General features: G+C 40.4%; 20 protein-coding genes and 1 tRNA gene. 13 read left to right on the top strand and 8 right to left on the bottom strand.

Annotated elements, in window-relative coordinates:
* Window positions 1–115: 115 nt before the first annotated feature.
* Window positions 116–188 (bottom strand) — tRNA-Phe (locus tag NE848_RS16790).
* A gap of 104 nt (window positions 189–292) precedes the next feature.
* On the opposite strand from NE848_RS16790, the gene NE848_RS16785 reads away from it, so the two are divergent.
* The 7 genes from NE848_RS16785 to NE848_RS16755 all read left to right on the top strand — a co-directional run bounded on the left by NE848_RS16785 (window position 293) and on the right by NE848_RS16755 (window position 7,930).
* On the top strand, window positions 293–1,024 hold the full coding sequence (locus NE848_RS16785; protein ID WP_252115767.1) for a type III pantothenate kinase: 732 nt from the start codon (window positions 293–295) through the stop codon (window positions 1,022–1,024).
* Window positions 1,021–2,277 carry a BamG family beta-barrel-assembly machinery protein gene (bamG, locus tag NE848_RS16780; protein WP_252115766.1) on the top strand — a complete coding sequence of 419 codons (1,257 nt, stop codon included), beginning with the start codon at window positions 1,021–1,023 and terminating at the stop codon, window positions 2,275–2,277. Before NE848_RS16785 ends, bamG begins: the two co-directional genes overlap by 4 nt.
* A gap of 19 nt (window positions 2,278–2,296) precedes the next feature.
* Window positions 2,297–3,670, top strand: coding sequence for a hypothetical protein (locus tag NE848_RS16775; protein ID WP_252115765.1), 1,374 nt, complete (start codon window positions 2,297–2,299; stop codon window positions 3,668–3,670).
* Entirely contained in the window at window positions 3,671–4,240 is a 570-nt protein-coding gene (gene lptC / locus NE848_RS16770) for an LPS export ABC transporter periplasmic protein LptC (RefSeq protein ID WP_252115764.1), read from the top strand.
* Window positions 4,233–4,424, top strand: a complete 192-nt coding sequence (locus NE848_RS16765) for a hypothetical protein (protein WP_131397409.1) — start codon at window positions 4,233–4,235, stop codon at window positions 4,422–4,424. The genes lptC and NE848_RS16765 overlap by 8 nt, the downstream gene beginning before the upstream one ends.
* Window positions 4,425–4,428: 4 nt before the next feature.
* Complete coding sequence (locus NE848_RS16760; protein WP_252115763.1) at window positions 4,429–5,715, top strand: hemolysin family protein; 1,287 nt, start codon at window positions 4,429–4,431, stop codon at window positions 5,713–5,715.
* 94 nt (window positions 5,716–5,809) lie between these two features.
* Window positions 5,810–7,930, top strand: a complete 2,121-nt coding sequence (locus tag NE848_RS16755) for a peptidylprolyl isomerase (protein ID WP_252115762.1) — start codon at window positions 5,810–5,812, stop codon at window positions 7,928–7,930.
* Between the two features lie 152 nt (window positions 7,931–8,082).
* Here the strand turns inward: NE848_RS16755 and NE848_RS16750 are convergent, their stop codons facing one another.
* Both NE848_RS16750 and NE848_RS16745 read right to left on the bottom strand, forming a co-directional pair.
* Window positions 8,083–9,018 carry a GYDIA family GHMP kinase gene (locus tag NE848_RS16750; protein WP_252115761.1) on the bottom strand — a complete coding sequence of 312 codons (936 nt, stop codon included), beginning with the start codon at window positions 9,016–9,018 and terminating at the stop codon, window positions 8,083–8,085.
* A complete protein-coding gene (locus NE848_RS16745; RefSeq protein ID WP_252115760.1) occupies window positions 9,018–10,334 on the bottom strand; it encodes a hydroxymethylglutaryl-CoA reductase, degradative in 1,317 nt (438 codons plus the stop codon). Before NE848_RS16745 ends, NE848_RS16750 begins: the two co-directional genes overlap by 1 nt.
* Window positions 10,335–10,518: 184 nt before the next feature.
* On the opposite strand from NE848_RS16745, the gene NE848_RS16740 reads away from it, so the two are divergent.
* The 4 genes from NE848_RS16740 to NE848_RS16725 are packed head-to-tail and all read left to right on the top strand — an operon-like array spanning window position 10,519 to window position 16,516.
* A complete protein-coding gene (locus NE848_RS16740) occupies window positions 10,519–12,735 on the top strand; it encodes a S9 family peptidase (RefSeq protein WP_252115759.1) in 2,217 nt (738 codons plus the stop codon).
* An 18-nt stretch (window positions 12,736–12,753) separates the two neighbouring features.
* Window positions 12,754–14,322 (top strand): peptide MFS transporter, encoded by a 1,569-nt coding sequence (locus NE848_RS16735; protein WP_252115758.1) that lies wholly within the window; start codon window positions 12,754–12,756, stop codon window positions 14,320–14,322.
* A gap of 19 nt (window positions 14,323–14,341) precedes the next feature.
* A complete protein-coding gene (locus NE848_RS16730) occupies window positions 14,342–15,931 on the top strand; it encodes a peptide MFS transporter (protein ID WP_252115757.1) in 1,590 nt (529 codons plus the stop codon).
* A gap of 42 nt (window positions 15,932–15,973) precedes the next feature.
* Window positions 15,974–16,516 carry a thioredoxin family protein gene (locus NE848_RS16725; RefSeq protein WP_252115755.1) on the top strand — a complete coding sequence of 181 codons (543 nt, stop codon included), beginning with the start codon at window positions 15,974–15,976 and terminating at the stop codon, window positions 16,514–16,516.
* An 8-nt stretch (window positions 16,517–16,524) separates the two neighbouring features.
* On the opposite strand, the gene NE848_RS16720 is transcribed toward NE848_RS16725, so the two are convergent.
* On the bottom strand, window positions 16,525–18,438 hold the full coding sequence (locus NE848_RS16720; RefSeq protein ID WP_252115770.1) for a ComEC/Rec2 family competence protein: 1,914 nt from the start codon (window positions 18,436–18,438) through the stop codon (window positions 16,525–16,527).
* Here NE848_RS16720 and NE848_RS16715 point away from each other — a divergent pair.
* Entirely contained in the window at window positions 18,359–18,544 is a 186-nt protein-coding gene (locus NE848_RS16715) for a hypothetical protein (protein WP_252115771.1), read from the top strand. The two genes, NE848_RS16720 and NE848_RS16715, sit on opposite strands and share 80 nt — an antisense overlap.
* A 45-nt stretch (window positions 18,545–18,589) precedes the next feature.
* Here NE848_RS16715 and NE848_RS16710 read toward each other — a convergent pair whose 3' ends face one another.
* From NE848_RS16710 to surE, 4 genes are read right to left on the bottom strand one after another with little or no spacing between them, the layout of a single operon-like run.
* Window positions 18,590–19,150: a C40 family peptidase gene (locus NE848_RS16710; protein WP_423748012.1), complete on the bottom strand. Its 561-nt coding sequence runs from the start codon at window positions 19,148–19,150 to the stop codon at window positions 18,590–18,592.
* The gene (lpxB, locus tag NE848_RS16705; RefSeq protein WP_252115751.1) at window positions 19,150–20,265 is read right to left on the bottom strand and encodes a lipid-A-disaccharide synthase; all 1,116 of its coding nucleotides are present in this window, start codon (window positions 20,263–20,265) and stop codon (window positions 19,150–19,152) included. Before lpxB ends, NE848_RS16710 begins: the two co-directional genes overlap by 1 nt.
* A gap of 1 nt (window position 20,266) precedes the next feature.
* Window positions 20,267–20,548, bottom strand: coding sequence for a hypothetical protein (locus NE848_RS16700; protein ID WP_252115749.1), 282 nt, complete (start codon window positions 20,546–20,548; stop codon window positions 20,267–20,269).
* Window positions 20,541–21,323, bottom strand: coding sequence for a 5'/3'-nucleotidase SurE (gene surE / locus NE848_RS16695; RefSeq protein ID WP_252115747.1), 783 nt, complete (start codon window positions 21,321–21,323; stop codon window positions 20,541–20,543). The genes NE848_RS16700 and surE overlap by 8 nt, the downstream gene beginning before the upstream one ends.
* A gap of 148 nt (window positions 21,324–21,471) precedes the next feature.
* On the opposite strand from surE, the gene NE848_RS16690 reads away from it, so the two are divergent.
* The gene (locus NE848_RS16690; RefSeq protein ID WP_252115745.1) at window positions 21,472–23,625 is read left to right on the top strand and encodes a carboxy terminal-processing peptidase; all 2,154 of its coding nucleotides are present in this window, start codon (window positions 21,472–21,474) and stop codon (window positions 23,623–23,625) included.
* Window positions 23,626–23,697: the final 72 nt, after the last annotated feature.

Raw genomic sequence — 23,697 nt, 5'->3', positions numbered from 1 at the left:
CATCTGCAGTTTCTCCTACATAATATCGATCAATTTTCGCAGAATGGATAATATATAAGAAATGCATATGATAAATATAAAAAAACCCGCTCCAATTGAAGCGGGTTTTTAAAGGTGGTGCCTCCAGGAATCGAACCAGGGACACAAGGATTTTCAGTCCTTTGCTCTACCAACTGAGCTAAGGCACCAGTTGCTTTTGAAAGCGGTGGCAAATATAAATTCATTTTTAAAATCTCACAAAGGAATTATTAAAAAAATGCTTTCGTATTTTTGCGGTCTAAAGAAAAGCTGAATGAATTTAGTTATCGATGCCGGGAATACCCTTGTAAAGACCGCTGTTTTTCAAAATAATAGACTTTTGGACAGGCAAAGTTTTAACAAGAAAGAATTTTCTGAAAAATTTCAAATCATTCGAAAAAAATTTCCTGGGATAACCCATTCTGTGATTTCAAGTGTGACTTCTGATGATACTGGAATCATTGCGGAAGTAAAAAAAAGCTATTCGCTGCTCGAACTGAACCAGAATGTGAAACTTCCTTTTAAAAATGATTATGCCACCCCGGGAACGCTCGGCAAAGACCGGATTGCACTGGTGGCGGCCGCAGTGAATTCTTATCCGGGGATGAATGTACTTGTTATCGATGCGGGAACCTGTATTACTTACGACATAAAGACGGCAAATGAGGTTTATCTTGGCGGAGCCATCTCTCCAGGAATGGAAATGAGATTCAAATCCCTGCACAAGTTTACGGCAAATTTGCCGTTAGTAAAACCGAAGCCGGAAGTGGAACTTATTGGTAAGTCTACCGAAACCAGTATTTTATCCGGAATTATTAACGGAATAAGAATGGAATTAAAGGGGATAATAGGGGGGTACAGTACTGAATTTGAAGATTTAACAGTAATTTTTACGGGTGGTGATAGCCAAATTTTGTCTATACCATTAAAAAATAGCATATTTGCCAACTCAAATTTTTTGTTAGAAGGACTTAATTTCATTCTAGAATTTAACAGGACTCAATGATAAAACGATTTATAGTAATCGTAGCTTTATTTTTAGCTTTTACTGCCGAAGCACAGGAAAACGTATCTTCTCCTTATTCATATTACGGTATTGGTTTAACTAACTTTAAAGGCACTGTGGCAAACAGGTCTATGGGAGGGCTTAGTATTTTTACCGATAGTATACATGCCAATATGCAAAACCCTTCCTCGTATGGTAGGCTTAAACTTACAAACTATCTGGTGGGAGCCAGCCACGAAAGGGTGAGTCTTGAATCTAATAATGCCAGTGATAATGCAAAGATCACTTCTATTGATTACCTCGCCTTAGGAATCCCTATTGGTGATGGTTTCGGGATTGGCGTGGGCCTTATTCCATATACTTCGGTTGGATACCGCATACTTGATATAGAAGATGAATCGGCCAGCAGGCTGAACGGAAGGGGAGGTATGAACAAGGTTTTCCTCTCTGCTGGGTATGCATTCAACGAGAATTTTAGCATTGGAGTGGATGCTAACTATAATTTTGGTAATTTTCAGAATCGTAGGACCGTGATTAGGGATGGGATCCAGTTGGGAACCCGTGATGTAAACAGGTCTGATATTAAAGGTTTCAATTTTAATTTTGGAGCCAACTATCAGAAAATGATTTCGGAGGATCTGGAACTGCATGTTTCAGGAACATATGCCCCGGCAATTGACCTGAATTCTGAAAACTTCAGGGAGGTTTCAACCATTGCTTTTGTAAGTTCTTCAGAACTTGTTGTAGATTCTCGTGAAGTAGAAGTAGATGATAACGGATTTACACTCCCGTCAAGACTAAGTTTTGGTGCCGGGATTGGTAAACGTCATAAATGGTTCGTTGGAGCGGAGTATTCGAACGTAGGATCTTCTTCGTATGAAGATAGTTTTATGTTCAGAAATGATGGAGGAGAGTTTGAAGATGCCTCTCAGTTCTCGCTTGGTGGTTTCTATATTCCACAATACAACTCTTTTACCAGTTATTTTAAAAGGGTTGTTTACCGGGCAGGATTCCGCTATGATGGCACGGGACTTGTTATCAATAATGAGTCCATTAAGGAGTTTGGCATGTCTTTTGGATTAGGATTGCCAATTGGAGCCACAAACAGAGATTTGTTCTCTAATGCAAACCTTGGAATCGAGCTTGGGCAAAGAGGTACCAAGGATTCAGGTTTGATCCAAGAAAACTTTTTAAGACTCTCTGTTGGACTATCACTAAATGATAAATGGTTCACAAAAAGAAAATTTGATTAACCACACAATAAACAAGAAGATGAAAAAGAGATTTCTAGCACTATTAACTGTTGCCTTAGTAGGTTCGGGGGCTATGAGTGCACAATCGGGTGATTGTGCTACAATGGCGGCTTTAGCGTATGATGACGCGAAAGCCAAAAATTATGATGCTGCTTATCCCGCTTTATTAAAAGTGAGAGAAGAGTGTCCTAAATATAGCCTTGCAACATATCAATATCTTGAAAGAGCTATTGAGTCAAAACTTCAAAAGGCAACTGGAGAACAAAAAGAAGAACTAGTAGAAGAATTAATTTCAGTTTGGGAAGAAAGACTTGAGCTTTACCCGAATAAAACTGAAAAAGGTAAAGTGTATTCAGATATCGCTTTGCTTAAGTTCGATAATAAAATAGGAGATAAGGAAGAGCAGTATAATGCTTTTGATAAGGCCTATACCGAAGATAAAGATAACTTCAAAAGCCCTAAAGGTCTTTATGCATATTTTGACCTGATGGTGGAAATGCAGGATGCAGGTGAAAGAACTCTTCAGGATGTTTTTGATAACTATGATAGAGTTTTCACTAAAATCGAGGAAGAGGAAAACGAAGCTGCAGAAAACCTTGCTCCGCTATTGAAAAAGCAGGAAAACAATGAGGATCTAACAACTAAAGAGCAAAAGCAGATCAAGTATGCTGAGATCAACCTAGCTAACTATGCTAAGGTAAAAGAAGCGATCAACGCGAAACTTGGTGCAAGAGCAGATTGTGATAACCTTATCCCGCTTTACAAGAAAGACTTTGAGTCTAAGAAGACAGATGTTAGCTGGTTGAAGAACGCGAACGCGAGACTTTCAGCTAAAGACTGTACTGAAGATCCGCTTTTCTTCCAGGTGTCTGAAGCTCTTCATAAATTAGAGCCATCTGCGAAGTCAGCTTACTCTCTTGGTCAGTTGGCAGAAGCTGAAGGTGACAGAGCTAAAGCGCTTGATTACTATAATGAAGCTGCTGAGCTTGAAACTAATAAATCTGATCAGGCTAAGATCTACTATAGAATTGCGAATAACTATAAAGAAAAAGGTAGTTACGGTCAGGCGAGAACTTTTTACAGAAAAGCTCTTAATGCTAAGCCATCTTTAGGTAGTGCTTACTTGCAGATCGCTAGTATGTATGCACAGAGTGCAAACAACTGCGGTAACGACGCCTTCACTAAAAGAGCTGTTTACTGGTTAGCTGCCGATTATGCTGCGAGAGCTGCAAGGGTAGATCCTTCTATCTCAAGTAATGCGAACCAGGCTGCTGCTGCCTACAGAGGTAGAGCGCCGCAGAAATCTGATGTGTTCCAGTCTTCTTACAATGTAGGAGATGCGATTCAGATCAGCTGCTGGATAGGGGAAACAGTTCGTATCCCGAGCCTATAAATGAAACTCACATATAGTAATATAATTTCAGGCATTGTCACGCTTATCGGCGTGACAATGCTTTTTTCATGCGAGGGTAATCTGCAGGAAGTAAGAGCCTTTAGCTTAGAAGAGGATGCTCCACAGGCAATCGCTGAAGGAATCAACCTTAAATTTACCGATTCGGGCAGGCTGGTAGCAACCCTTAAAAGTCCGAAGATGCTGGACTATACTAATAAGTCCTTTCCTTACCGGGAATTCCCCGATGGCCTGGAGGTGGAGTTCTTTGATGACAAGAACCAGAAGAATACGGTTGAGGCAGATTACGGGATCGTATATGAAAAAACCAATCTTATCGATCTGCAGGGGAACGTGGTGATTATCACAGCCGACAGTACGAGACTTGAGGCGAGCCAGTTGTTCTGGGATCAGAACAGGAGCTGGGTGTTTACCGATAAACCCAATACCATCCGTTTTCCGAATGGTGCTTTAAACCAGGGGGAGGGTTTTGATTCTAATCAAAATTTCGGTAATTTCCGTTCTAGAACCAATACCGGTATACAAATAATAGAAGAAAAAAAGGATGAATAAATTTTTCAGGTATTTTGAATATGCCTACCTCTTTTTTGCTGCCTTTTTCATTTTTGAGGCGATTAGAATATGGAATACTGAAAGGAACAGGGCGTATTTATTCCTGTTTTTTGTTTGTATAGCCGTTTTTATGTTCTTCTTTAAAAGGCGTTTCAGGCGTAAATACGAAGATCGTAACAAGTAGCCCGATGGAGGTCGATATACTTATTATAATTTGTTCTCTTATCCTTTCGGCATTTTTCTCGGGGATGGAGATCGCCTATGTTTCTTCCAATAAGATCTTCATTGAAATTGAAAAGCGACAGAATGACTTTCTCGCGAATGTCTTAAAAAGACTTACTAAAAAACCTTCGAAGTTTATAGCCACCATGTTGGTGGGAAATAATATTGCCCTGGTGGTCTATGGTTTTTTTATGGGAGACCTTTTAATGGTCTGGCTTACGGGTATCGATACTCAAAGCGGTTTTGTAAAATACGTGATCACAGATCTGAGCCTTTTCACTCAAACCGTGATCTCAACGCTGGTGATCCTGTTGACTGCAGAATTTCTTCCAAAGGTGTTTTTTCAGATATATGCCAATACCATGTTGAAGTTCTTCGCGGTCCCGGCCTATATTTTTTACGTGATTTTCAGTTTTGTGTCCTCTTTCGTCATCTGGATTTCCGATATGATCCTGAAAAGATTTTTTAAGACCGAAGGTGATGAGGTGCAGCTGGCTTTCAGTAAAGTGGAACTTGGGAATTTCATCAGTGAGCAAATGGAAACTGTTGAGGAGCATGAAGAGGTAGACAGCGAGATTCAGATCTTTCAGAATGCCCTGGAATTTTCAGATATAAAGGCCAGAGAGGTGATGATTCCGAGAACCGAGATCATCGCGGTAGACCAAAACCAGCCTCCTGGAGATCTTATCCAAACCTTTACGGAGACGGGGCTTTCCAAATTACTTGTATATAATGAAACCATAGACGATATCATTGGCTATGTACATTCGTTCGAACTTTTTAAAAAGCCAAAATCCATAAAATCTATCCTTTTGCCGGTGATCTTTGTTCCTGAAACCATGTGGATCAAGGATGTTTTGAATATACTTATTAAAAAAAGGAAGAGTATTGCAGTGGTTATAGATGAGTATGGAGGGACAAGCGGAATGATGACCGTAGAGGATATTGTGGAGGAGCTTTTTGGAGAGATCGAGGATGAGCATGACTCGGCAGTCCTGATTGAAGAAAAGATAGGTGAGGATCATTTCAAATTTTCAGCGAGACTGGAGGTAGATTACCTTAATGAAACCTATAAAATCGAAATTCCGGAAGGGGAAAATTATGGGACTCTTAGCGGGTTTATCGTGAATCATACCGAAGAAATTCCACAACAGGGAGAGGTGATAAATATAGAAGACTACGAAATAAAAATCCTCGAAACTTCCAATACCAAAATCGAATTGGTAGAGCTAAAAATCAAACCTGAAGATTAAAGCTTAAAAGTTAAGAATTTGCTAATATTAAATTTTATTATTAGCCTAAAAACCTTATTTTCGCCCCCTATATTTTGATAAATTCTAAATTCAAATGGCAGTATTAAATAAAATCAGACAAAGGTCTGTTTTCTTGATTATTATCATCGCATTGGCGTTGTTTTCATTCGTATTGGCCGATGTGATCAGAAATGGTGGATTAAGTTCTCAGAATTCCCAGAATGTGATTGCGACCGTGAATGGTGAAGAGATAGGTAGAGAAGAGTTCGCCCGTGACGTTGAGGCATTTGAAAGAAATATGGGTCGAAACATCAGTACTACCCAGGCTGTGAACAGGGTGTGGGATCAGAAGCTAAGAGAGGTGATCCTTACCGAAGAAATTGAAAAACTGGGTATAAGAGCCGGAGATGCACAGGTGACAAACCTTGTTCGATCACAAATGGCTGGAAACCCGAATTTCACTAATGAAGCCGGAATGTTCGATGAGAACAGGTTGAGAGAATATGTGGCAAACTTAAGAGAGACTTCTCCGCAGGCATACGAGCAGTGGCAGAATTTCACTTCTAATCTTGCTAAAACTGCCAAACTGAACAGTTACTATAATATGGTTAGTGCCGGAGTTGGAGCTACGCTTATCGAAGGAGAGCAGGCTTACCGAATGAAGAACGATAACATCAATATGAAATTTGTTCAGCTTCCTTATTCTTCGATCCCGGATAGCGAAGTACAGGTTTCAAAATCTGAGATCAAAAATTATATCGAAGAGCATCCGGCTCGTTTTGAGACCGAAGCTTCAAGAAATATTCAGTATGTGATCTTTAATGAAACTGCCTCTGCTGATGATAAGACTGAAGCAAAAGAATCTTTGACTGGACTTAGAAAACAACGTGTGGAATATAATTCTGCTATTGGCGCTAACGATACGCTTCCAGGCTTTGATACTACCGATGATTACGCTGAGTTTGTAAGCAATAATTCAGATCTTCCATACGAGAACAGGTTCAAGTTCAGAAATGACTTCACGGGAGAAAATGCGGAAACCATATTCAACTTGGAAGAGGGAGAGACTTTTGGTCCGTATGAAGAAAATGGTTACTGGAAGTTAAGCAAGGTGGTAGAGACCAAGAATATCCCTGATTCAGTGAAAGCGAGTCATATTCTTGTTACTTACCAGGGTTCTCAGCTTGGGGCCGGGGTAAGCCGCTCTAAGGAAGAAGCACAGGAGCTTGCCGATAGTATTGCCGGAGTTGTGAGAAACGACAAGGCTAAGTTTGCTGAGCTTGCTTCAGAATATTCTGCAGATACTTCTAACAAAGAACAGGGAGGAGATCTTGGATATTTCACTCCGGGAATGATGATCCCTGAATTTGAGAACTATGTATTCGAAAATGAAACTGGTGATGTGGGTGTTGTTGAAACGCCACTTGGTTACCACGTGATCTCCATAGATGACCAGACAGAAGCAGCAAGAGCTGTGAAAGTTGCGACCATCGCAAGGGAGATAGAAGCATCAGAGACTACCATGAATCAACTTTTCAATGAGGTTACTAAATTTGAGATCTCAGCTACTGAAAGTGATTTTGCTGATGTTGCAAAAGAAAATAACTATGAGGTTAAGACCGTAAGAGACGTGAAAGCCCTTGATGAGAATATCCCTGGAGCGGGAGCCCAACGTAGGGTGATTCAGTGGGCATTTGAAGATGAAGCTAAAGTTGGGGATGTTAGAAGATTTGATACAAACAGTGGTTATATAGTAGCCCAGCTAACATCTAAGAAAGATAAAGGACTTATGAGTGTTGAAGAGGCTTCTTCAATCGTAACTCCGATCCTTACAAAAGAGAAGAAAGCACAATTGATCAAGGATAGATTAAAAGGAAACACTCTGCAGGAGATCGCAAATAATCATGGGGAAAGCGTGCAGACTGCCGATGCTGTTAATCTTAACAGTCCTACTCTTGCAGGGGCAGGAGAGGAGCCAGAGGTTGTAGGTGCTGTATTCGCTATGGAACCAGGAGAGATAAGTGAGCCAATAGCAGGTGAAAAAGGAGTGTATGTAGTAGAGCTTGTAAGTAAGTTCGAGGCACCAGCTATGGATTCCTATAGGGCTTTTGCTCAGCAGGAGAGCATGGCTCGTAGAGCTGAAGCTTCTATGAGAGTGTTTGAAGCTCTTAAGAAAAAAGCTGAAATCGAAGATAATAGAGCGAGATTCTACTAGGATTTGGCCAGAATGATAAAAGAAAAACCTCACCAATTGGTGAGGTTTTTTTATGCTCATATATCTGATTAATTAATTTGTTAAGCTGTCGCGATAGCTATCGGGGTGTTTCAACTTCTGCGTTGCTTCAATATAGGTTAAGTGGTACCTGACTAAGATATAAGGTCTGAATAATCAAATATGGTTTTGTAGCCCTTATTTCTGAAATAATCTTTTTCCTCTCCACCACCTGTGGCCAGTATAAAATCGCCTCCCCAGCCACCTAGGCTTTTAATGAATTCTTTGTAATCCGGAAATAGTTCCGATTGTATTCTGGGTAAATTTATGGCCTTTGAGATCAACATCTCATGAGCTTTAAGCAGCAGCTTAAATTCTTCGAGGCTTTCGCTCTGTATTACCTGTTCGGTGATCCCCGAGATTTTCTCTGTTAGCTCCTGAATGTTCTCTTTAGGCTGATTTCTATAATGGGCGATGGCTTCACGACTGTTTTGTTTACGGTTGAGATAAACAAAGAATAAACCGTCTGAAAATTCCGGATTAAAATCGGAAGTAAATACGGCAGGACCGTGAATGGTTTTCTGAAAAGTAATAGGATGCTCATTTTGAGCAGCTGCAATATCATAACCGCTGCCTCCAAAACTCTCTTCGAGCAGTTTATAGGCGTCTATCTCCAACCACTGCGCCAGATTATTGATAAGGGTAGAAGAGGTCCCTAATCCCCATTTCCGGTTAAAATCAAGCCTCGTTGTGATGGTGTAACCTTTATTATTAGAGAATTTTTCTGGATTGACTTTATAGGCACTGCTGAGGATCTGCTGAAGTCTTTGTGCTGTATTTCGTAGTTCTGGATCTTTCTGTTGTTCCATGTCCAGCATTGGCTGAAACTGGCCATTGTCGATAGTGTATTTAGCCTGAAACCAGCTTTCTCCATTTTCATCCAGGCTTGTCCAGTCAATAATATCCTTCCCAGCCTCGCCAACTTCCAGACTCTGGCCTTTTTTGGTTGGCAAAGCCAGTGCTTTGGCTCCATCCAGCACGGCATATTCTCCGGTAAGTAATATTTTTCCATTGCTCCGAAAAACCTGCATTAAGATCTCATTTTTTCAAGTTGTTCTATCACGCTACTGTGAGTGATGGTATGATGGGTGAAGAATTCAACCATTTCGGCTTTTTCTTCTTCGGTAGCCTGGTGCTGGTTCAGGATGTTCATAAGGTGCATCTTCATATGTCCTTGTTGGATGCCCGTTGTTATCAGGGATCGTAGGGCAGCAAAATTCTGGGCAAGGCCGGCAACAGCCACGATCTCCATGAGTTCTGTTCCCGAAGGTCTCTGTAGTATGTCCAGGGCTAATTTTACCAGGGGATGAAGACTCGTAAGTCCTCCAACTGTACCTAGTGCCAGTGGTATCTCCATCCAGAATCTAAATACTCCATTCTCGATCTCTGCATGCGTCAGGCTGGTGTATTTTCCGCTTCGGGAAGCATAGGCGTGAACACCGGCTTCCACAGCCCTGAAATCGTTACCTGTAGCCAGGACCACCGCATCAATGCCGTTCATAACCCCTTTATTGTGAGTTACAGCACGATAGGGTTCTATTTCAGCAATTTTTACTGCCTGAATGAATTTTTCTGCAAACTCCTTACCTGAAATGCTCTCATCTTCACATAGCTGATCTACCGGGCAGGATACCTCAGCTCTTACAGTGCATTCAGGTACATAATTGGAAAGAATGCTCATGATGATCTGAAGGTCCTTTTCTTCAGAGGTGAAATCTTCCTGATGTTTGGCCTCTTCTTTTAAAACCTCGGCAAATTTCTCCAGGCAGGAATTGATGAAGTTAGCACCCATAGAGTCACGGGTGTCGAATTTCACAAAAAGCTGGTAATAATTTTCAAGCTCTGCGGTTTTATCTGCCAGGCTGATGTCCAGGATGCCGCCTCCTCGTTTCACCATATTCCGGGTGATGTGTTCCACGGCTTCATGAAGCCTGGGTTCTATTTTGTTGAATAGGGATTCAAGTTTTGAATATTCCCCTTTAAATAGGAAATGAACCTGCCCGATTTTCTTATTATTGATCACCCTTGCTTTAAATCCTCCTCGTTCACTCCAGAATTTAGCGGCTTTGCTCGCCGCTGCCACCACCGAACTTTCTTCAATGGCCATCGGCAGTGTGAAATACTTTCCGTTTATCAGAAAATTAGGGGCAAGACCCAGTGGAAGGTAAAAGTTGGATACCGTATTTTCGATGAATTCATCGTGAAGTTTCTGTAATTTCTCATCTTCATTCCAGTACTGTTTCAGTACTGAAACGGCATTGTCGTTATTCTTCAAATAGTTCTCGGCCAGCCAGTTGATTTTCTCATTTTTTGTGAGCCTCGAGAATCCGTTTACGGGTTTAGTCATTCTTTTTGTCTTTCAGGAGTCCAAAGATACAATTCATATTTTTAGACTGCTATAAAATTGAAAAGAGGAAACTTGTCTCTAAAGCCACTTTTTTTAACAAATTGTTAGTATTTCTCGGTCTGAATGTATATTTTTTGATCAAATTTTATTAAACTTGGCCTTCGTTAAATATTCTTGAATTTTTATGAAGTTCCCTACAATACTGGTTGCTTTTATTTTAGCAACATCTTCTGTGCTTACAGCACAAAAAAAAGAAGTTAGTCTCGAAGAAATCTGGAGCGGGACCTTTCGTGAAGAAAGACTTCAATCCCTTCAATCATTAAATAACGGCGAAGAATACGTGGTGCTTAACCGGGATAGAAATACCGGGAATACAAGCATTGATGTATATAGCTATAAGACCGGGAAAAAGACCAGAACTCTAGTAAATAGTGAGGACCTGGAGGAGATAGGTTCTTTTCAGGCCTTCAAATTCAGTGGAAATGAAGATAAGATTTTGCTTTCTACTGAAGTTGAACCTATTTACAGAAGATCATCGCGTGAGTTCTTTTATGTGTATGATGTTAATTCGAAAAAGCTATCAAAGCTTGGTGACGAAAAGATCCAGGAGGCTTCCTTTTCTCCGGATGCTTCAAAAGTGGCCTATGTTTTTGAGAACAATATCTATATCCATGATCTTAAGAACGGAGAAACTGAGCAGGTTACTAAAGATGGAGAAATTAATACCATCATTAATGGAATTACCGACTGGGTTTACGAGGAAGAATTCTCTTTTGTAAAGGCTTTTGCATGGAACCCGACAGGGGAAAAGATTGCCTACCTTAAGTTTGACGAGTCTGAAGTTCCGGAATTCTCTATGGATCTTTTTGGAAAGAACCTCTATCCAACGCAACATGTATTTAAATATCCTAAAGCCGGTGAATCGAATTCTAAAGTGAGCCTGCATATGTACGATATAGAATCCGGATCATCTCAGGAGATCGACCTCGGAGATAAATACGATATGGCCTCAGCAAATTCTGAAATTGAGACTGAAGGTTTCGGTGATTTCTATATTCCACGCATAAAATGGACGGCCGATCCTATGCTGCTTAGTGTCCAGGTATTGAACAGGCATCAGAACAACCTTGATCTGATCTTTGTGGATGCTGAAGATAACGAAGCCGAATTGATCATGACTGAGACCGATAAGGCTTATGTTGATATTACAGATAACTTAACTTTTTTAGAAGACAATAGTTTTATCTGGACTAGCGAAAAGGATGGTTATAATCACATTTATCATTTCGATGATGATGGAGAATTGCTGGATCAGATAACCTCTGGCGAATGGGAGGTGACCAATTACTATGGTTATGATCCTAAAGCTGACAGGATCTATTACCAGAGCACGGAAAATGGAAGTGTGAATCGTGACGTTTACTCTATTAAGCCTAACGGAAAATCAAAGAAAAGACTCACCGAGAGAGACGGGATCAACTCTGCCGATTTCAGTGCAGATTATACCTATTTCATCAATTCGTTCACAAACGTTAATACTCCACATGTTTATACCCTTCACAGAGCGAAGGATGGGAAACAGGTTCGTGAGATCCTGAACAATAATAAACTTCTTGAAAAAGTAGAGGGCTACGATTTTTCTCCAAAAGAGCTTTCAACGATAAATGTGAATGGTAACGAGCTAAATATGTGGATGATCAAACCGACAGATTTTGATCCTAATAAGGAATATCCGCTTTTGATGTATCAGTATTCAGGTCCTGGCTCACAATCGGTTTCAAATTCCTATTTCGGTACTAACGATTACTGGTATCAACTTTTGGCAAATAAGGGATATATAATTGCCTGTGTGGACGGAAGAGGGACCGGTTTTAAAGGTGCCGATTTCAAGAAAGTTACCTACCAGGAATTAGGGAAATACGAAGTGGAAGATCAGATCTCTGCGGCTCAGAAGCTTGGAGATAGAGATTATATAGATTCAGACAGAATTGGTATCTGGGGCTGGAGCTATGGTGGCTTTATGTCTTCTAATGCTATTCTTAAAGGTAATGATACTTTCTCTATGGCAATAGCAGTGGCACCGGTAACGAGCTGGAGATTTTACGATACCGTTTATACAGAAAGATATATGAGGACTCCGCAGGAGAATCCTTCAGGCTATGATGAGAATTCCCCTTTGAACCATGTTGAAAAGCTAAAGGGCGATTACCTGCTGATCCATGGTGGAGGAGACGATAATGTACATGTTCAGAATACCATGAGAATGGTGGAAGAGCTTGTTCAGGCAAACAAACAATTCGACTGGGCTATCTACCCGGACAGAAACCATGGCATCTACGGAGGCAATACCAGATTGCATCTCTATAACATGATGACCGATTTTATACTAGAAAAACTTTAATTAAATACAAAACTATAAATGGCAACAAGAGACGTACGTGTTAAACAAAAAGAGCTTTTTGGGCATCCTGTAGGGCTTTACATTTTATTCTTTACCGAAATGTGGGAACGCTTTTCTTATTATGGAATGCGAGCAATTCTGGTACTATATCTTGTAAGCGCCACTACAGAAGGAAATGCAGGATTGGGATGGACGCAGGCTGAGGCTCTTGCCCTGTATGGATGGTATACCATGCTGGTGTATGTAGCTTCCATTCCCGGAGGGATACTGGCAGATAAGGTATTTGGTCAGAAACGGGCTGTACTCATAGGTGGAATAGTTCTGGTGGCCGGTCACGGAATACTGGCAGTAGAACAGATGTGGGCCTTTTATACAGGTTTAACGCTTATTATTATAGGAGTTGGGTTCCTTAAACCTAATATCTCCACAATGGTGGGAGGCCTTTATAAAGAAGGTGATATTAGAAGGGATAAAGGATTTACAATTTTTTATATAGGTATCAACCTGGGAGCTTTCCTTTCCAGTTTGATTGTAGGTTATGTAGGAGAGAATATCGGTTGGCATTATGGTTTCGGACTTGCAGGAATAGCCATGGCGCTGGGATTGATAGTTTATCTATTTGGGCAGAAGCATCTGACAAATGTTGGAAACCTTCTTTCAAAAGCCGAAAGAGATGAAGGAGCCTCTTTAGGCAACCTTTTCCAGGATCTTTTAAAGTCACCGCCACAGCTGGTTATTTCCCTTATATTGCTTGCCGCGTCTCTCTATGGGATGTATGAAATGGGGCTTGCTTATGGTTTATTGTTCATCTTCCTAACGGGAGTTATCTCAATGATGATGATGGTTTATAAAGACTTAACTACAAAAGTGATGAAAGACAGGTATGTAGTTATGCTATTGTCCTTCATACTCGTGATCGTTTTCTGGGGAGCTTTTGAACAGGCAGGCGGACTGATGAATATTTATGCGCTTGATAATACTAACAGATCTCTTCCTTTCAGTTTGCCGTTAATTGGAAATGAAGTTCCCGCTTCCTGGTTCCAGTCTTTAAATGCTATGTTCATCATTATCTTTGGACTTATAGTGGCAAATTTCTGGGCTCGTAGAAAACTGAAGAATAAAGAAGCTTCTTCTATATTCAAAATGGCAACCGGTGTGATCATCATGGGACTTGGATTTGTATTTATGGTCTTTGCTGCTTTACAGTTTGAATCAAATGGTGCTTCTGCAATGTACTGGTTAGTCCTGGCTTACCTTTTCCATACGATCGGTGAGTTGTGTTCTTCACCTGTAGCACTTTCATTTATTACTAAGCTGGCTCCGGTAAGATACGCTTCTCTTATGATGGGAGTTTATTTCGCAGCCACAGGATTAGGAAATAAGGTAGCCGGTATTATAGGGGAGTTCGCTTCTGAAGCGGGAGATATAGCCATATTCTCCGGAATAACAATATTTACGGTATGTTTCGCTACATTGGTTCTTATAATGCTGAAACCATTGAAGCGATTGACTCATGGTGCTGAGGATAACGAAAGGGAAATGCTGGAACAGGAACAATATGAGCTTGCCGATGCGGAAGTAAATTAGTAACCAAATATTTTAAGTCATGGATATTACTTTATGGATCATGATTATTGGATGGGTCTTTGTACTCATCTGGGTTCCTTTTATAATCTATACGAATAAGGATACTCACCCAAAAGCACTGTTTGTTCTTTTTTTCGCTGAAATGTGGGAACGTTTTTCCTACTACGGAATGCGGGCACTCCTGGTGCTTTACATGACGAAAGTATTATTCATAGACCTGGCTCAGAACATTGCTGAAACCCAGGCTTATGGTATCTATGGTTCCTATACGGCTATGGTATACCTCTTTCCGGTCCTGGGTGGTCTGGTAGCCGACCAGTTACTTGGTTTTAAAAAGACCATTATATGGGGAGGTTTATTGATGGCTTTAGGGCATTTTACTCTTGCCCTCCAGGGCTTTGAAAATCTTGAAGGGAATATGCCTTTCTTTTTTGCGGCACTTGCGCTTATCATTGTTGGGAATGGGTTTTTTAAACCGAATATCAGTTCTTTCCTTGGAACTTTTTATGATCCCAATGATGCGAGAAAAGATGGTGCCTTTTCTATTTTCTATATGGGTGTTAATATTGGTGCCTTCCTATCTACCCTTACCTGTGGTTATGTAGGCCAACAGATAAACTGGCATTATGGTTTTGGACTGGCAGGAATAGGGATGTTGCTGGGGCTTATCGTTTTTTATGTATTTACAAAATCAAGTAAGGATTTTGAAGGTAAAGGAATAGAACCCGAGGAAGTTAGAAACGGAGAAAGAAAATTCCTTGGGATGAAACCTGATATTGGTATATATGTGATCTCATTGATGGCAGTACCGGTTTGTGCCTTTATGCTGGATCTGGATGAGTTTATGTCTGGCGCACTCATCGTGGTTTCGCTTTTAATTGTGGGCTATCTGCTTTATCAAGCCTTAACTACAAAGAACAGGGTAGAGGGGCAGCGATTGCTGGTGGTAGTTGTATTGTTCTTTTTTCATGCCGTATTCTGGGCGTTGTTTGAACAGGCAGGAGGTAGTTTAACTATTTTTACTGATAAGAACGTAGATAGATTTGTAGGCGGAACCGAGATACCGGCTTCCATCTTCCAGAGTCTGAATCCACTTTACATTATGTTGCTTGCTCCATTATTCTCATGGATCTGGCTTAAACTGAATAAAGCAGGGAAGGAGCCAAGTACCCCGATGAAATTTGTTCTGGGGCTTACCCAACTCGCTTTAGGTTTCGGCGTGATCGTCCTGGGTGCAAAATTATTCGCAGGAGGAGACGGTCTTGTTCCAATCGTATTCCTTGCATTAATGTATTTATTGCATACTACAGGGGAACTTTCCTTATCCCCCATTGGTCTCTCTATGGTAACCAAGCTTTCACCAGCCAAAGTGGTTGGATTTGTAATGGGAGCCTGGTTCCTTTCAATCGCACTTGCCAATAAAATGGCTGGACTTATAGGTACTTTAACCACCAGTGAAGCGGTGACTGATGATACTCCGGCAGAGATGACATTAGGCATCTATTCTGAAACCTATCTTATCTGGGGTGTAGGTGTAGTTGGTGCTGCCGCGTTAATTTTATTACTTCTTGTGCCTTTATTGCGTAAATGGATGAATGGAATTCATTAAATTTAGGAATGCTTTTTGTTTATGTACCTGAAAATTGAATTTATGAAGAGATTTTTCCTTTTTTTAATGCTGATGATGGGTGTTGCAGTCAATGCTCAGGAAATAAAATGGATGAGTATGAATGAGGCGCTGGAAGCCCAGAAAAAGCAGCCTAAGAAGATTTTTGTAGATGCCTATACTACGTGGTGTGGGCCATGTAAGATGCTTGATAAGAATACTTTTGGTAATAAAGACGTTGTAGAATATATCAATAAGCATTACTATGCGGTGAAGTTCAATGCCGAAGGGAACGAGGTGATAAACTATCGAGACAAGGTCTTTAAAAATCCTAATTATGATCCTGAGAAGGCCCAGCGACGAAACAGTATTCACCAGTTTGCACTGGCGATGGGTGTTAGTGCCTATCCTACAATGGTGTTTTTTGATGAAAAGGGAGAATTCCTAAGTCCTTTGAAAGGATATCTTACCCCAAAACAGCTGGAAATATTTCTGAAAGTTTTTGCTACAGACGATTATAAGAAAGTAAAGACCGATGAGGAATGGAAAAAATACCAGGAGGAGTTTGAAGGCACGTTTTCAAGCTAAAACCAGTTTTACTGATTAAAAATAAACGCTCCCTTTTCACCGGTATAGAGGAAAGGGATTTTTTTTGTTCTGCAGGTCTTTTCCCATCGGTTTACGAAAGATGGATAATTACTGCCATCGGCAATTATCCGTTTGGGTTGAAGGTTGTCTATCAGCCTTTCGATGTTTAATTTTGGCGAATTTCTCAAAAAGATGATTTCAGGTTGAAAGCTAATTACATTATAGTTCGAAGTTGTATCAACCACCAGGCATAACTGATCTTTAATTTGAAAAATATAGGGAATCTCCTTCTGCTTTACATTTTCAATTCTTCGCTCTCTTATATAAGACTTCAAAAAGCCGGGTTCAGTCTCTGTTTTCGTAAACAGGGTTAATTCTTTTTTATGCTTTTTTCCAATTATGGTCTCCCGGCTTTTATGGAATACAACTAACTCATATGACGGGATACTTGTTTTATTATAAAAACTCGCAAGCTGGAATATCAGTATACTGATTAGAAGGAAACAAAGTCTCCTGAAATTTGGCTTTGAGAGGATGAGAAGGATTCCCACTAGTATTAAATATGCTGCTATGCATTGAAAAATGCTGAAATCGATGTCGCTCAAGACCATAGTCTCAATACCCGCTATTTGCCTGATAAAAGAATTCAAAAGCTTTAGAATACTGCCAAGAACCTCGACCAGTACTTCTGGAAGGATATTAGCCAATGCGAGTAGAATGATCAGGATCCCAAAGGCAAGTACAAAACCCAGAACTGGAAGAACAACCAGGTTGCTTAGGAGGAATAAACCAGGGAACTGGTGAAAATAGAACAGGCTTAAGGCTAGGATACCTATCTGGGCAGCTAAACTAACCGAAACCATTTTCCAGAAATAATCAATGATTTTGATTTTTGTTGTGAAAAGTCTGTAAATGAAGGGCTGGAATACAATAATGCTGAATACCGCAAGATAACTAAGTTGGAATCCAACCTGGAATAGGTAAAATGGATTGATAAGTAAAAGAAAGAAAAGTGAGAGAAACAGACTGTTAAGTGGGCTGGTTTTCCTTTTAAGTTGAAGGCCTATGGCTATGAATGTAAACATGGTTACCGCACGTACCACCGAAGGACTTAACCCGGTTAGAAGGGCGAAGGACCATAAGAGTACTATCACAAGAAATGCTTTAAGGTATTTGCCATACTTAAGCCTTTCCACTGGCTTTAGAAGAGAATTTAGCAATAGCAGCAGAATACCAATATGAAGGCCGGAAATCGCAAGGATATGTATCGCTCCGGCAGCTGCGTAATCTTTGTACAGTTTATCATCGATCTCTCTTCGCTGCCCCAGAATAAGAGCCTGGAACACGGCTAACTCTTCTTTCTCTAGATCATACTTTTTCAGCTCTGTGATCAGATCTTCTCTAAAACCCCATGCGAGGTTTAAAAGGTTGCTATTGCTTCTATGCAGTACATTTATCTGTTCAGACTGAAGATTGAGCTGTCTTTCAACCCCCAGATTCTGCATGTATTTCCGGTAATTAAACTGAAAAGGATTCAACGGTACTGCTATCTCTTCCGGAGTCCATGGAAGAAATATTTCATTGCCGGGTTGAAGGCCCGAAGAATCAATCCTGATATTTAATAGTATTTTGCCTCTGACAGCCTGAGTTTTATTTTCTGTAATCAGTTCATCTACCTTCAAAATATACCTGCTCGAATAAGCTGTAGGCTTCAATTCTTCTGTAACGGTTGCCTTTGCGAACAATTCTTTTTGAGACTCTGAAGCTTTCTGAAGATAATGTTCGGACTGGTTCGTCGGGATCGAGTAAAAGGCGCTGAAGATTCCCATAGTAAAAATGAAGATGAAAGTGGCAATCCCCATCAATGGGTCAGGAAAGAGCTGTCTTTTTGATCTGAAATACGCAAAGAGGAAAAATAACAGTGAAGCTGAAAAGAAGACGAGAACAAATTGCTCATTTAAAGAAAAATTGAAAGCAAAAAAGATACCTGCAATGAGGTATAGGGAAAGACGAAGAAAGATAAACTGAAAGTTCTTCAATGAAAGCTTTTTACATTCAGAAGATATAAAATTTTCAGATCACTCTTCGGGCCATCACAAAATTATTATACCAGTAGGACTCTGAAAGAGAGGATATAATGACGCCCCGGGAAGTTGAAGAATGTATAAAATAAATACCATTCTTATTCACATCTACTACCAGCCCCACATGGTTTATCACTTTGCGGTTCTTGTTGGTTTCAAAGAAGAGGAGGTCCCCAACACTTACTTCTTTTAGATACAGGCGTTTTCCTTCGAGTGACATGGCCCGGGAAGTCCGGGGAAGGGAGATGCCTTCTTCCAGAAATGAGCGGTAAATGAGTCCGGAACAATCCATTCCCTTTTTGTCTGTTCCACCGTATTTGTACCTGGTACCTTCAAATTTTTTAGCAGTATGAACCACTTTAAAGACAATCTCATTTTCTGGTTCTGCGGCTGGATTTCGGTCATATACCTGGGTAACCTCTTCAGTTTTGTTCTGTTCTTTCTTGGTAGTGATCACCCTGGATCTAGATGATCCGCATGAAGTAAGAAATGTACCGATCAGAATAAAAAGACCGGTCGCAAAAAAAGATCTTTTTATTAAACGGTTCATCATGCTGTAATGTTTTGGTAGATCAATTCGGCAGTCTTTCTGCTGGCACCATTGCCTCCCAGTTTTTGTTCCAGCTCATAGTAGTCTCCAAAGATTCTTTTCCTGTTCTCTTCATCCAGAATCCTGTTAAGTTCGTCTTTAAGATTTTTTGAATTAAACTCGTTCTGTATAAGTTCTTTCACCACTTCTCTTCCCATTATAAGGTTTACCAGGGAAATGAAATCAAGGTTAATGATGCGTTTCGCAATATGATAGGAGATATAACTTCCCTTATAGCAAACCACTTCAGGTACTTTGAAAAGGGCCGTTTCCAGGGTTGCAGTTCCCGAGGTCACAAGGGCCGCATGTGCAATGCTTAAAACGTCATAGGTCCTGTTCATAATAAGGCTGATATTAGACCTTTTCATAAAACCTTCATAGAATTCCCGATCCTGACTAGGGGCGCCCGCAATTACGAATTGATAGTCTTTAAAATTATCGGTGATACTCAGCATTACTTTCAGCATTTTTTCTATCTCCTGTTTCCTGCTACCCGGAAGTAAGGCTATAACAGGTCTTTTGTCAAGTCCATGCTTCTTTTTAAAGCTGGCAGTATCTACAGGAGGCCTGTTTTCAATCGCATCCAGTAAAGGGTGTCCTACAAAGTGAACGGGAAAATCATGCTTGTTAGTATAAAAGTCCTTTTCAAATGGAAGTATCACGTACATCTGGTCTACATCCCGCTTGATCTTATTGATCCTGTTTTCCTTCCAGGCCCAGATTTGAGGAGATATATAATAATGCGTTCTATAGCCTTCAGTTTTGGCCCATTTTGCTATACGCATGTTAAACCCGGGATAATCCACAAAAATGATCACATCTGGATCAAAGCTTTTGATGTCTTCTTTACAAAACCTGATATTATTGAAGATGGTTCTCAGATTCATGATCACCTCTGAAAAACCCATGAAAGCTAGTTCCTTATAATGCTTTACCAGAGTCCCACCCTGTTCCTGCATAAGATCACCACCCCAGAAGCGGAATTCAGCTTCCTTATCTACTCCTTTCAGGGCCTTCATAAGGTTAGAGGCATGCAGGTCCCCTGAAGCTTCGCCGGCGATGATATAATACTTCATTCTATAAGAATTTATAGATTGCCACTGCCACTGCAACACTCACGGTTGCCAGTAATACCCCGCGGGCATGATAATTCTGTTTCTTTTTTAAGAAAACGAAAAAGGGCAGAAAATTCAAAATGGCACCCAGAGCGATTATTTTTCCAAGATAACCATTGGCTACGGCATCCTGTAATGTAGCATCTATATCAGCCTCTGAAAGTAAGGTGATATAGAGCATTACTCCCGCAATATTTGCGGCAATCCCTGTTAAGAATCCGGTGAATATGTTTTGTTTAATCATTCAGAGACCAGCTGCTTAGATCCTTAATAAAGTGATGGGCGGTAAGGTCAAATTGTACCGGAACTACAGAAACATAACCTTCAGCCAGGGCTTTTTCATCAGTATCTTCACCATCATCCATATTTACGAACTTTCCTGTTAACCAGTAATAGTCACGCCCTTGCGGATTCGTCCTTTTGTCAAATTCCTCTTCCCAGTGTGCATTCGCCTGTCGGCATACCTTCACTCCTTTTATTGCGCCATCCTTCAATTTAGGAAAATTAACGTTGAGAACAACTCCTTTTGGCAGGCCGTTCTTAAGTACATTCCTGGTGATGTTCTTTACATATTTTCTGGTAGGCTCAAAATCGGCATTAAGCGAGTAATCCAGTAAGGAAAAGCCAATAGCTGGAATGCCTTCGATGCCTGCCTCTACAGCAGCACTCATTGTGCCTGAATAAATGACATTTATAGAGGAATTTGAGCCGTGGTTGATGCCGCTTACGCAAAGATCGGGTTTGCGATGAAGGATTTCCTGTGTGGCGATCTTTACACAGTCGGCCGGGGTTCCCGAACAACTATATTCCTTATGCTTGTAAGTTTCCTTTATGGTAACCTGTTCGCAAAAAAGAGTGTCGCTTATAGTGATGGCATGCCCCATCCCACTTTGAGGGCTATCCGGGGCCACTACGATCACATCTCCCAGCTCTTTCATAACTTCCACAAGTGTCCTTATACCCGGGGCTGTGATGCCATCATCATTGGTGACCAGGATAAGCGGTTTTTTCTTACTCATTCATAAATATTTGGTTTCGCTAAAATAAGAATTTAAATAAGGAAAGCTTATATTAGTGGTTTAACAAATTAGTGCTGATTATACAACTCATTGGCACAGTTTTTACTATACTTATGGTAACCAAACGATGACGAAATTAAAACGAGTTATGAAAAGGAATTTTAAAATTTTAGCGGTGGTCCTTTTAATGGCTGCTGCTGCCTGTAGTTTTACTACCAAAAAGTTTGATGACCCCAATAAAGATAAGCTTCTTATTGATCTTATTACTTATGTGCTTAATCAGGGCCACTATGATGCGAAAGATATAAATGACAGTTTTTCAGCTAACGTCTATGAAGATTACCTGGAAAACCTGGATCCTTCGAAACGTTTTCTATATGCCCAGGATGTTGAGGAATTCAACAAATACAAGAATCAAATAGATGATCAGATCAAAGGAAAGAATATAGAATTCTTTAATCTTACTTATGCTCGTTTGGGTAAAAGAATGGAAGAAGCCAGATCTCTGTACAAGGATATCCTTTCAGAACCATTTGACTTTACTGAAAATGAAACCATAAATACAGATTACGATAGTCTTGAATATGTCTCTTCTAAAGAAGAAATGAGGAAAAGGTGGAAAGAGCAATTGAAATTCAACACTCTTATCACGTATTATGACCTTAAACAGGATGAAAAGCAGAAGAAAGAAGAGGATGATTCTTATGAAATGAAGTCGGATGTTGAACTGGAGAAAGAGGCCAGGGAAACAACAATGTCTAATATAGACCGATATTACGACTTTACAGACGACCTTGAAAGAGAAGACTATTTCTCAGTTTATATAAATTCAATTGTTGAGGAATTTGACCCTCATACCTTCTATTTTGCTCCGCAGGACAAGGATAGATTTGATATAGCCATGTCTGGTAAACTGGAAGGAATTGGAGCACGTCTTATCAAAGACAGTGATAATATCACTATTACAGAAGTGATTTCCGGTGGGCCTGCATGGAGAAGTGAGGAGATCAGCGAAGGTGATGTGATCCTTAAAGTGAAGCAGGAAGATGAAAAAGAAGCGGTAAGTATCGTAGGAATGCGTTTAGATGATGCTGTAGACCTTATCAAGGGGCCAAAGGATACCAAGGTTACCCTTACAATCCGTAAAAAGGTAATGGGTAATATCGAAGAAATAACTCTTACTCGTGACGTTATCGAAATTGAAGAAACTTATGCGAAGACTTCAATGGTTGAAAAGGAAGGAAGAAAGTTTGGTGTTATCAACCTCCCAAAATTCTATTTTGATATGACCGATTATGAAGAGCGTAACGCGGCTTCAGATATCAAGCAGGACATTATTCGCCTTAAGAAAGAAGGAATGGAGGGTCTGGTTCTGGATCTTCGAAATAATGGTGGAGGTTCTCTTAAAACCGTGGTAGATATCGCGGGGATGTTCATTGAGAAAGGACCTATCGTTCAGGTGAAATCTAACGGTCAGCGTAAAGAAGTGCTTAAGGATGAAGATCCGCAGGTGCTTTGGGATGGTCCGCTGGTGATTTTGGTAAACGAACTTTCGGCTTCAGCTTCAGAGATCCTTGCCGCAGCTATGCAGGACTATAAAAGAGCTATCATTATAGGTAGTAAACAAACCTATGGTAAGGGAACGGTTCAGAATGTGATAGATCTGAACAGATGGCTGCGAAATAATGATATGGGAGACATGGGAGCTCTTAAGATTACCACTCAGAAGTTCTACAGAGTGAACGGAGGATCTACACAGCTTGAAGGTGTGAAAAGTGATGTGGTGGTTCCAGACCGTTACAGCTTTGTTGATATAGGTGAAAAGGATCAGGAAAACCCACTGCCATGGGATAAGATAGATGCTGCCGACTATGATATCTGGAATGGTTATGTAGGTTATGATGAAGCTATTGAAGCCAGTAAAAAGAGAATGAGCGAAAATGAGCAATTAAAGCTAATTGAAGAAAACGCCAAATGGGTGAAAACTCAGAGTGAAGATTCCAGTTACCCTCTTAGCTATGAAGAGTATGCTAGAGAAGCTGAGCAGGAAAAACAGAGGGCTAAGGAGTTCGATGCTATAAAAGATTACAGGACAAACCTTACCTATACTTCACTGCCATATGAAGAAGAGCTTTTTGTTACAGATACGATTCTGAAGGAGAAGAGAGAAAGATGGCATGAGAGCCTGAGTAAGGATGTTTATATCGAAGAAGCTATCAATGTGCTTTCGGATATTAAGATGAACAACATCACTCGGAACAAACTAGCTGATGTGGACAGAAAGAAGAAAGTGAAAAACTAATATATTGTATCATTAAAAACCCGGAATTGAGTTTCCGGGTTTTTTTATGTCTTAACCAGATGAAAAGAAAAT

Source organism: Gramella jeungdoensis (genome assembly GCF_023805255.1).
Classification (GTDB): Bacteria; Bacteroidota; Bacteroidia; order Flavobacteriales; family Flavobacteriaceae; genus Christiangramia; species Christiangramia jeungdoensis.
This window is presented reverse-complemented; position numbering and strand designations above follow the sequence as displayed.

Bases quoted from the DNA above. Each gene is read 5' to 3' on its own strand.
- surE (WP_252115747.1), bottom strand. From the start codon at position 21,323: ATGAGTAAGAAAAAACCGCTTATCCTGGTCACCAATGATGATGGCATC.
- NE848_RS16715 (WP_252115771.1), top strand. From the start codon at position 18,359: ATGAAAGTGGCAATCCCCATCAATGGGTCAGGAAAGAGCTGTCTTTTT.
- NE848_RS16755 (WP_252115762.1), top strand. From the start codon at position 5,810: ATGGCAGTATTAAATAAAATCAGACAAAGGTCTGTTTTCTTGATTATT.
- lptC (WP_252115764.1), top strand. From the start codon at position 3,671: ATGAAACTCACATATAGTAATATAATTTCAGGCATTGTCACGCTTATC.
- NE848_RS16745 (WP_252115760.1), bottom strand. From the start codon at position 10,334: ATGACTAAACCCGTAAACGGATTCTCGAGGCTCACAAAAAATGAGAAA.
- NE848_RS16735 (WP_252115758.1), top strand. From the start codon at position 12,754: ATGGCAACAAGAGACGTACGTGTTAAACAAAAAGAGCTTTTTGGGCAT.
- NE848_RS16750 (WP_252115761.1), bottom strand. From the start codon at position 9,018: ATGCAGGTTTTTCGGAGCAATGGAAAAATATTACTTACCGGAGAATAT.
- NE848_RS16690 (WP_252115745.1), top strand. From the start codon at position 21,472: ATGAAAAGGAATTTTAAAATTTTAGCGGTGGTCCTTTTAATGGCTGCT.
- NE848_RS16740 (WP_252115759.1), top strand. From the start codon at position 10,519: ATGAAGTTCCCTACAATACTGGTTGCTTTTATTTTAGCAACATCTTCT.
- NE848_RS16765 (WP_131397409.1), top strand. From the start codon at position 4,233: ATGAATAAATTTTTCAGGTATTTTGAATATGCCTACCTCTTTTTTGCT.
- NE848_RS16785 (WP_252115767.1), top strand. From the start codon at position 293: ATGAATTTAGTTATCGATGCCGGGAATACCCTTGTAAAGACCGCTGTT.
- lpxB (WP_252115751.1), bottom strand. From the start codon at position 20,265: ATGAAGTATTATATCATCGCCGGCGAAGCTTCAGGGGACCTGCATGCC.
- NE848_RS16775 (WP_252115765.1), top strand. From the start codon at position 2,297: ATGAAAAAGAGATTTCTAGCACTATTAACTGTTGCCTTAGTAGGTTCG.
- NE848_RS16725 (WP_252115755.1), top strand. From the start codon at position 15,974: ATGAAGAGATTTTTCCTTTTTTTAATGCTGATGATGGGTGTTGCAGTC.
- NE848_RS16710 (WP_423748012.1), bottom strand. From the start codon at position 19,150: ATGAACCGTTTAATAAAAAGATCTTTTTTTGCGACCGGTCTTTTTATT.
- NE848_RS16760 (WP_252115763.1), top strand. From the start codon at position 4,429: ATGGAGGTCGATATACTTATTATAATTTGTTCTCTTATCCTTTCGGCA.
- bamG (WP_252115766.1), top strand. From the start codon at position 1,021: ATGATAAAACGATTTATAGTAATCGTAGCTTTATTTTTAGCTTTTACT.
- NE848_RS16700 (WP_252115749.1), bottom strand. From the start codon at position 20,548: ATGATTAAACAAAACATATTCACCGGATTCTTAACAGGGATTGCCGCA.
- NE848_RS16730 (WP_252115757.1), top strand. From the start codon at position 14,342: ATGGATATTACTTTATGGATCATGATTATTGGATGGGTCTTTGTACTC.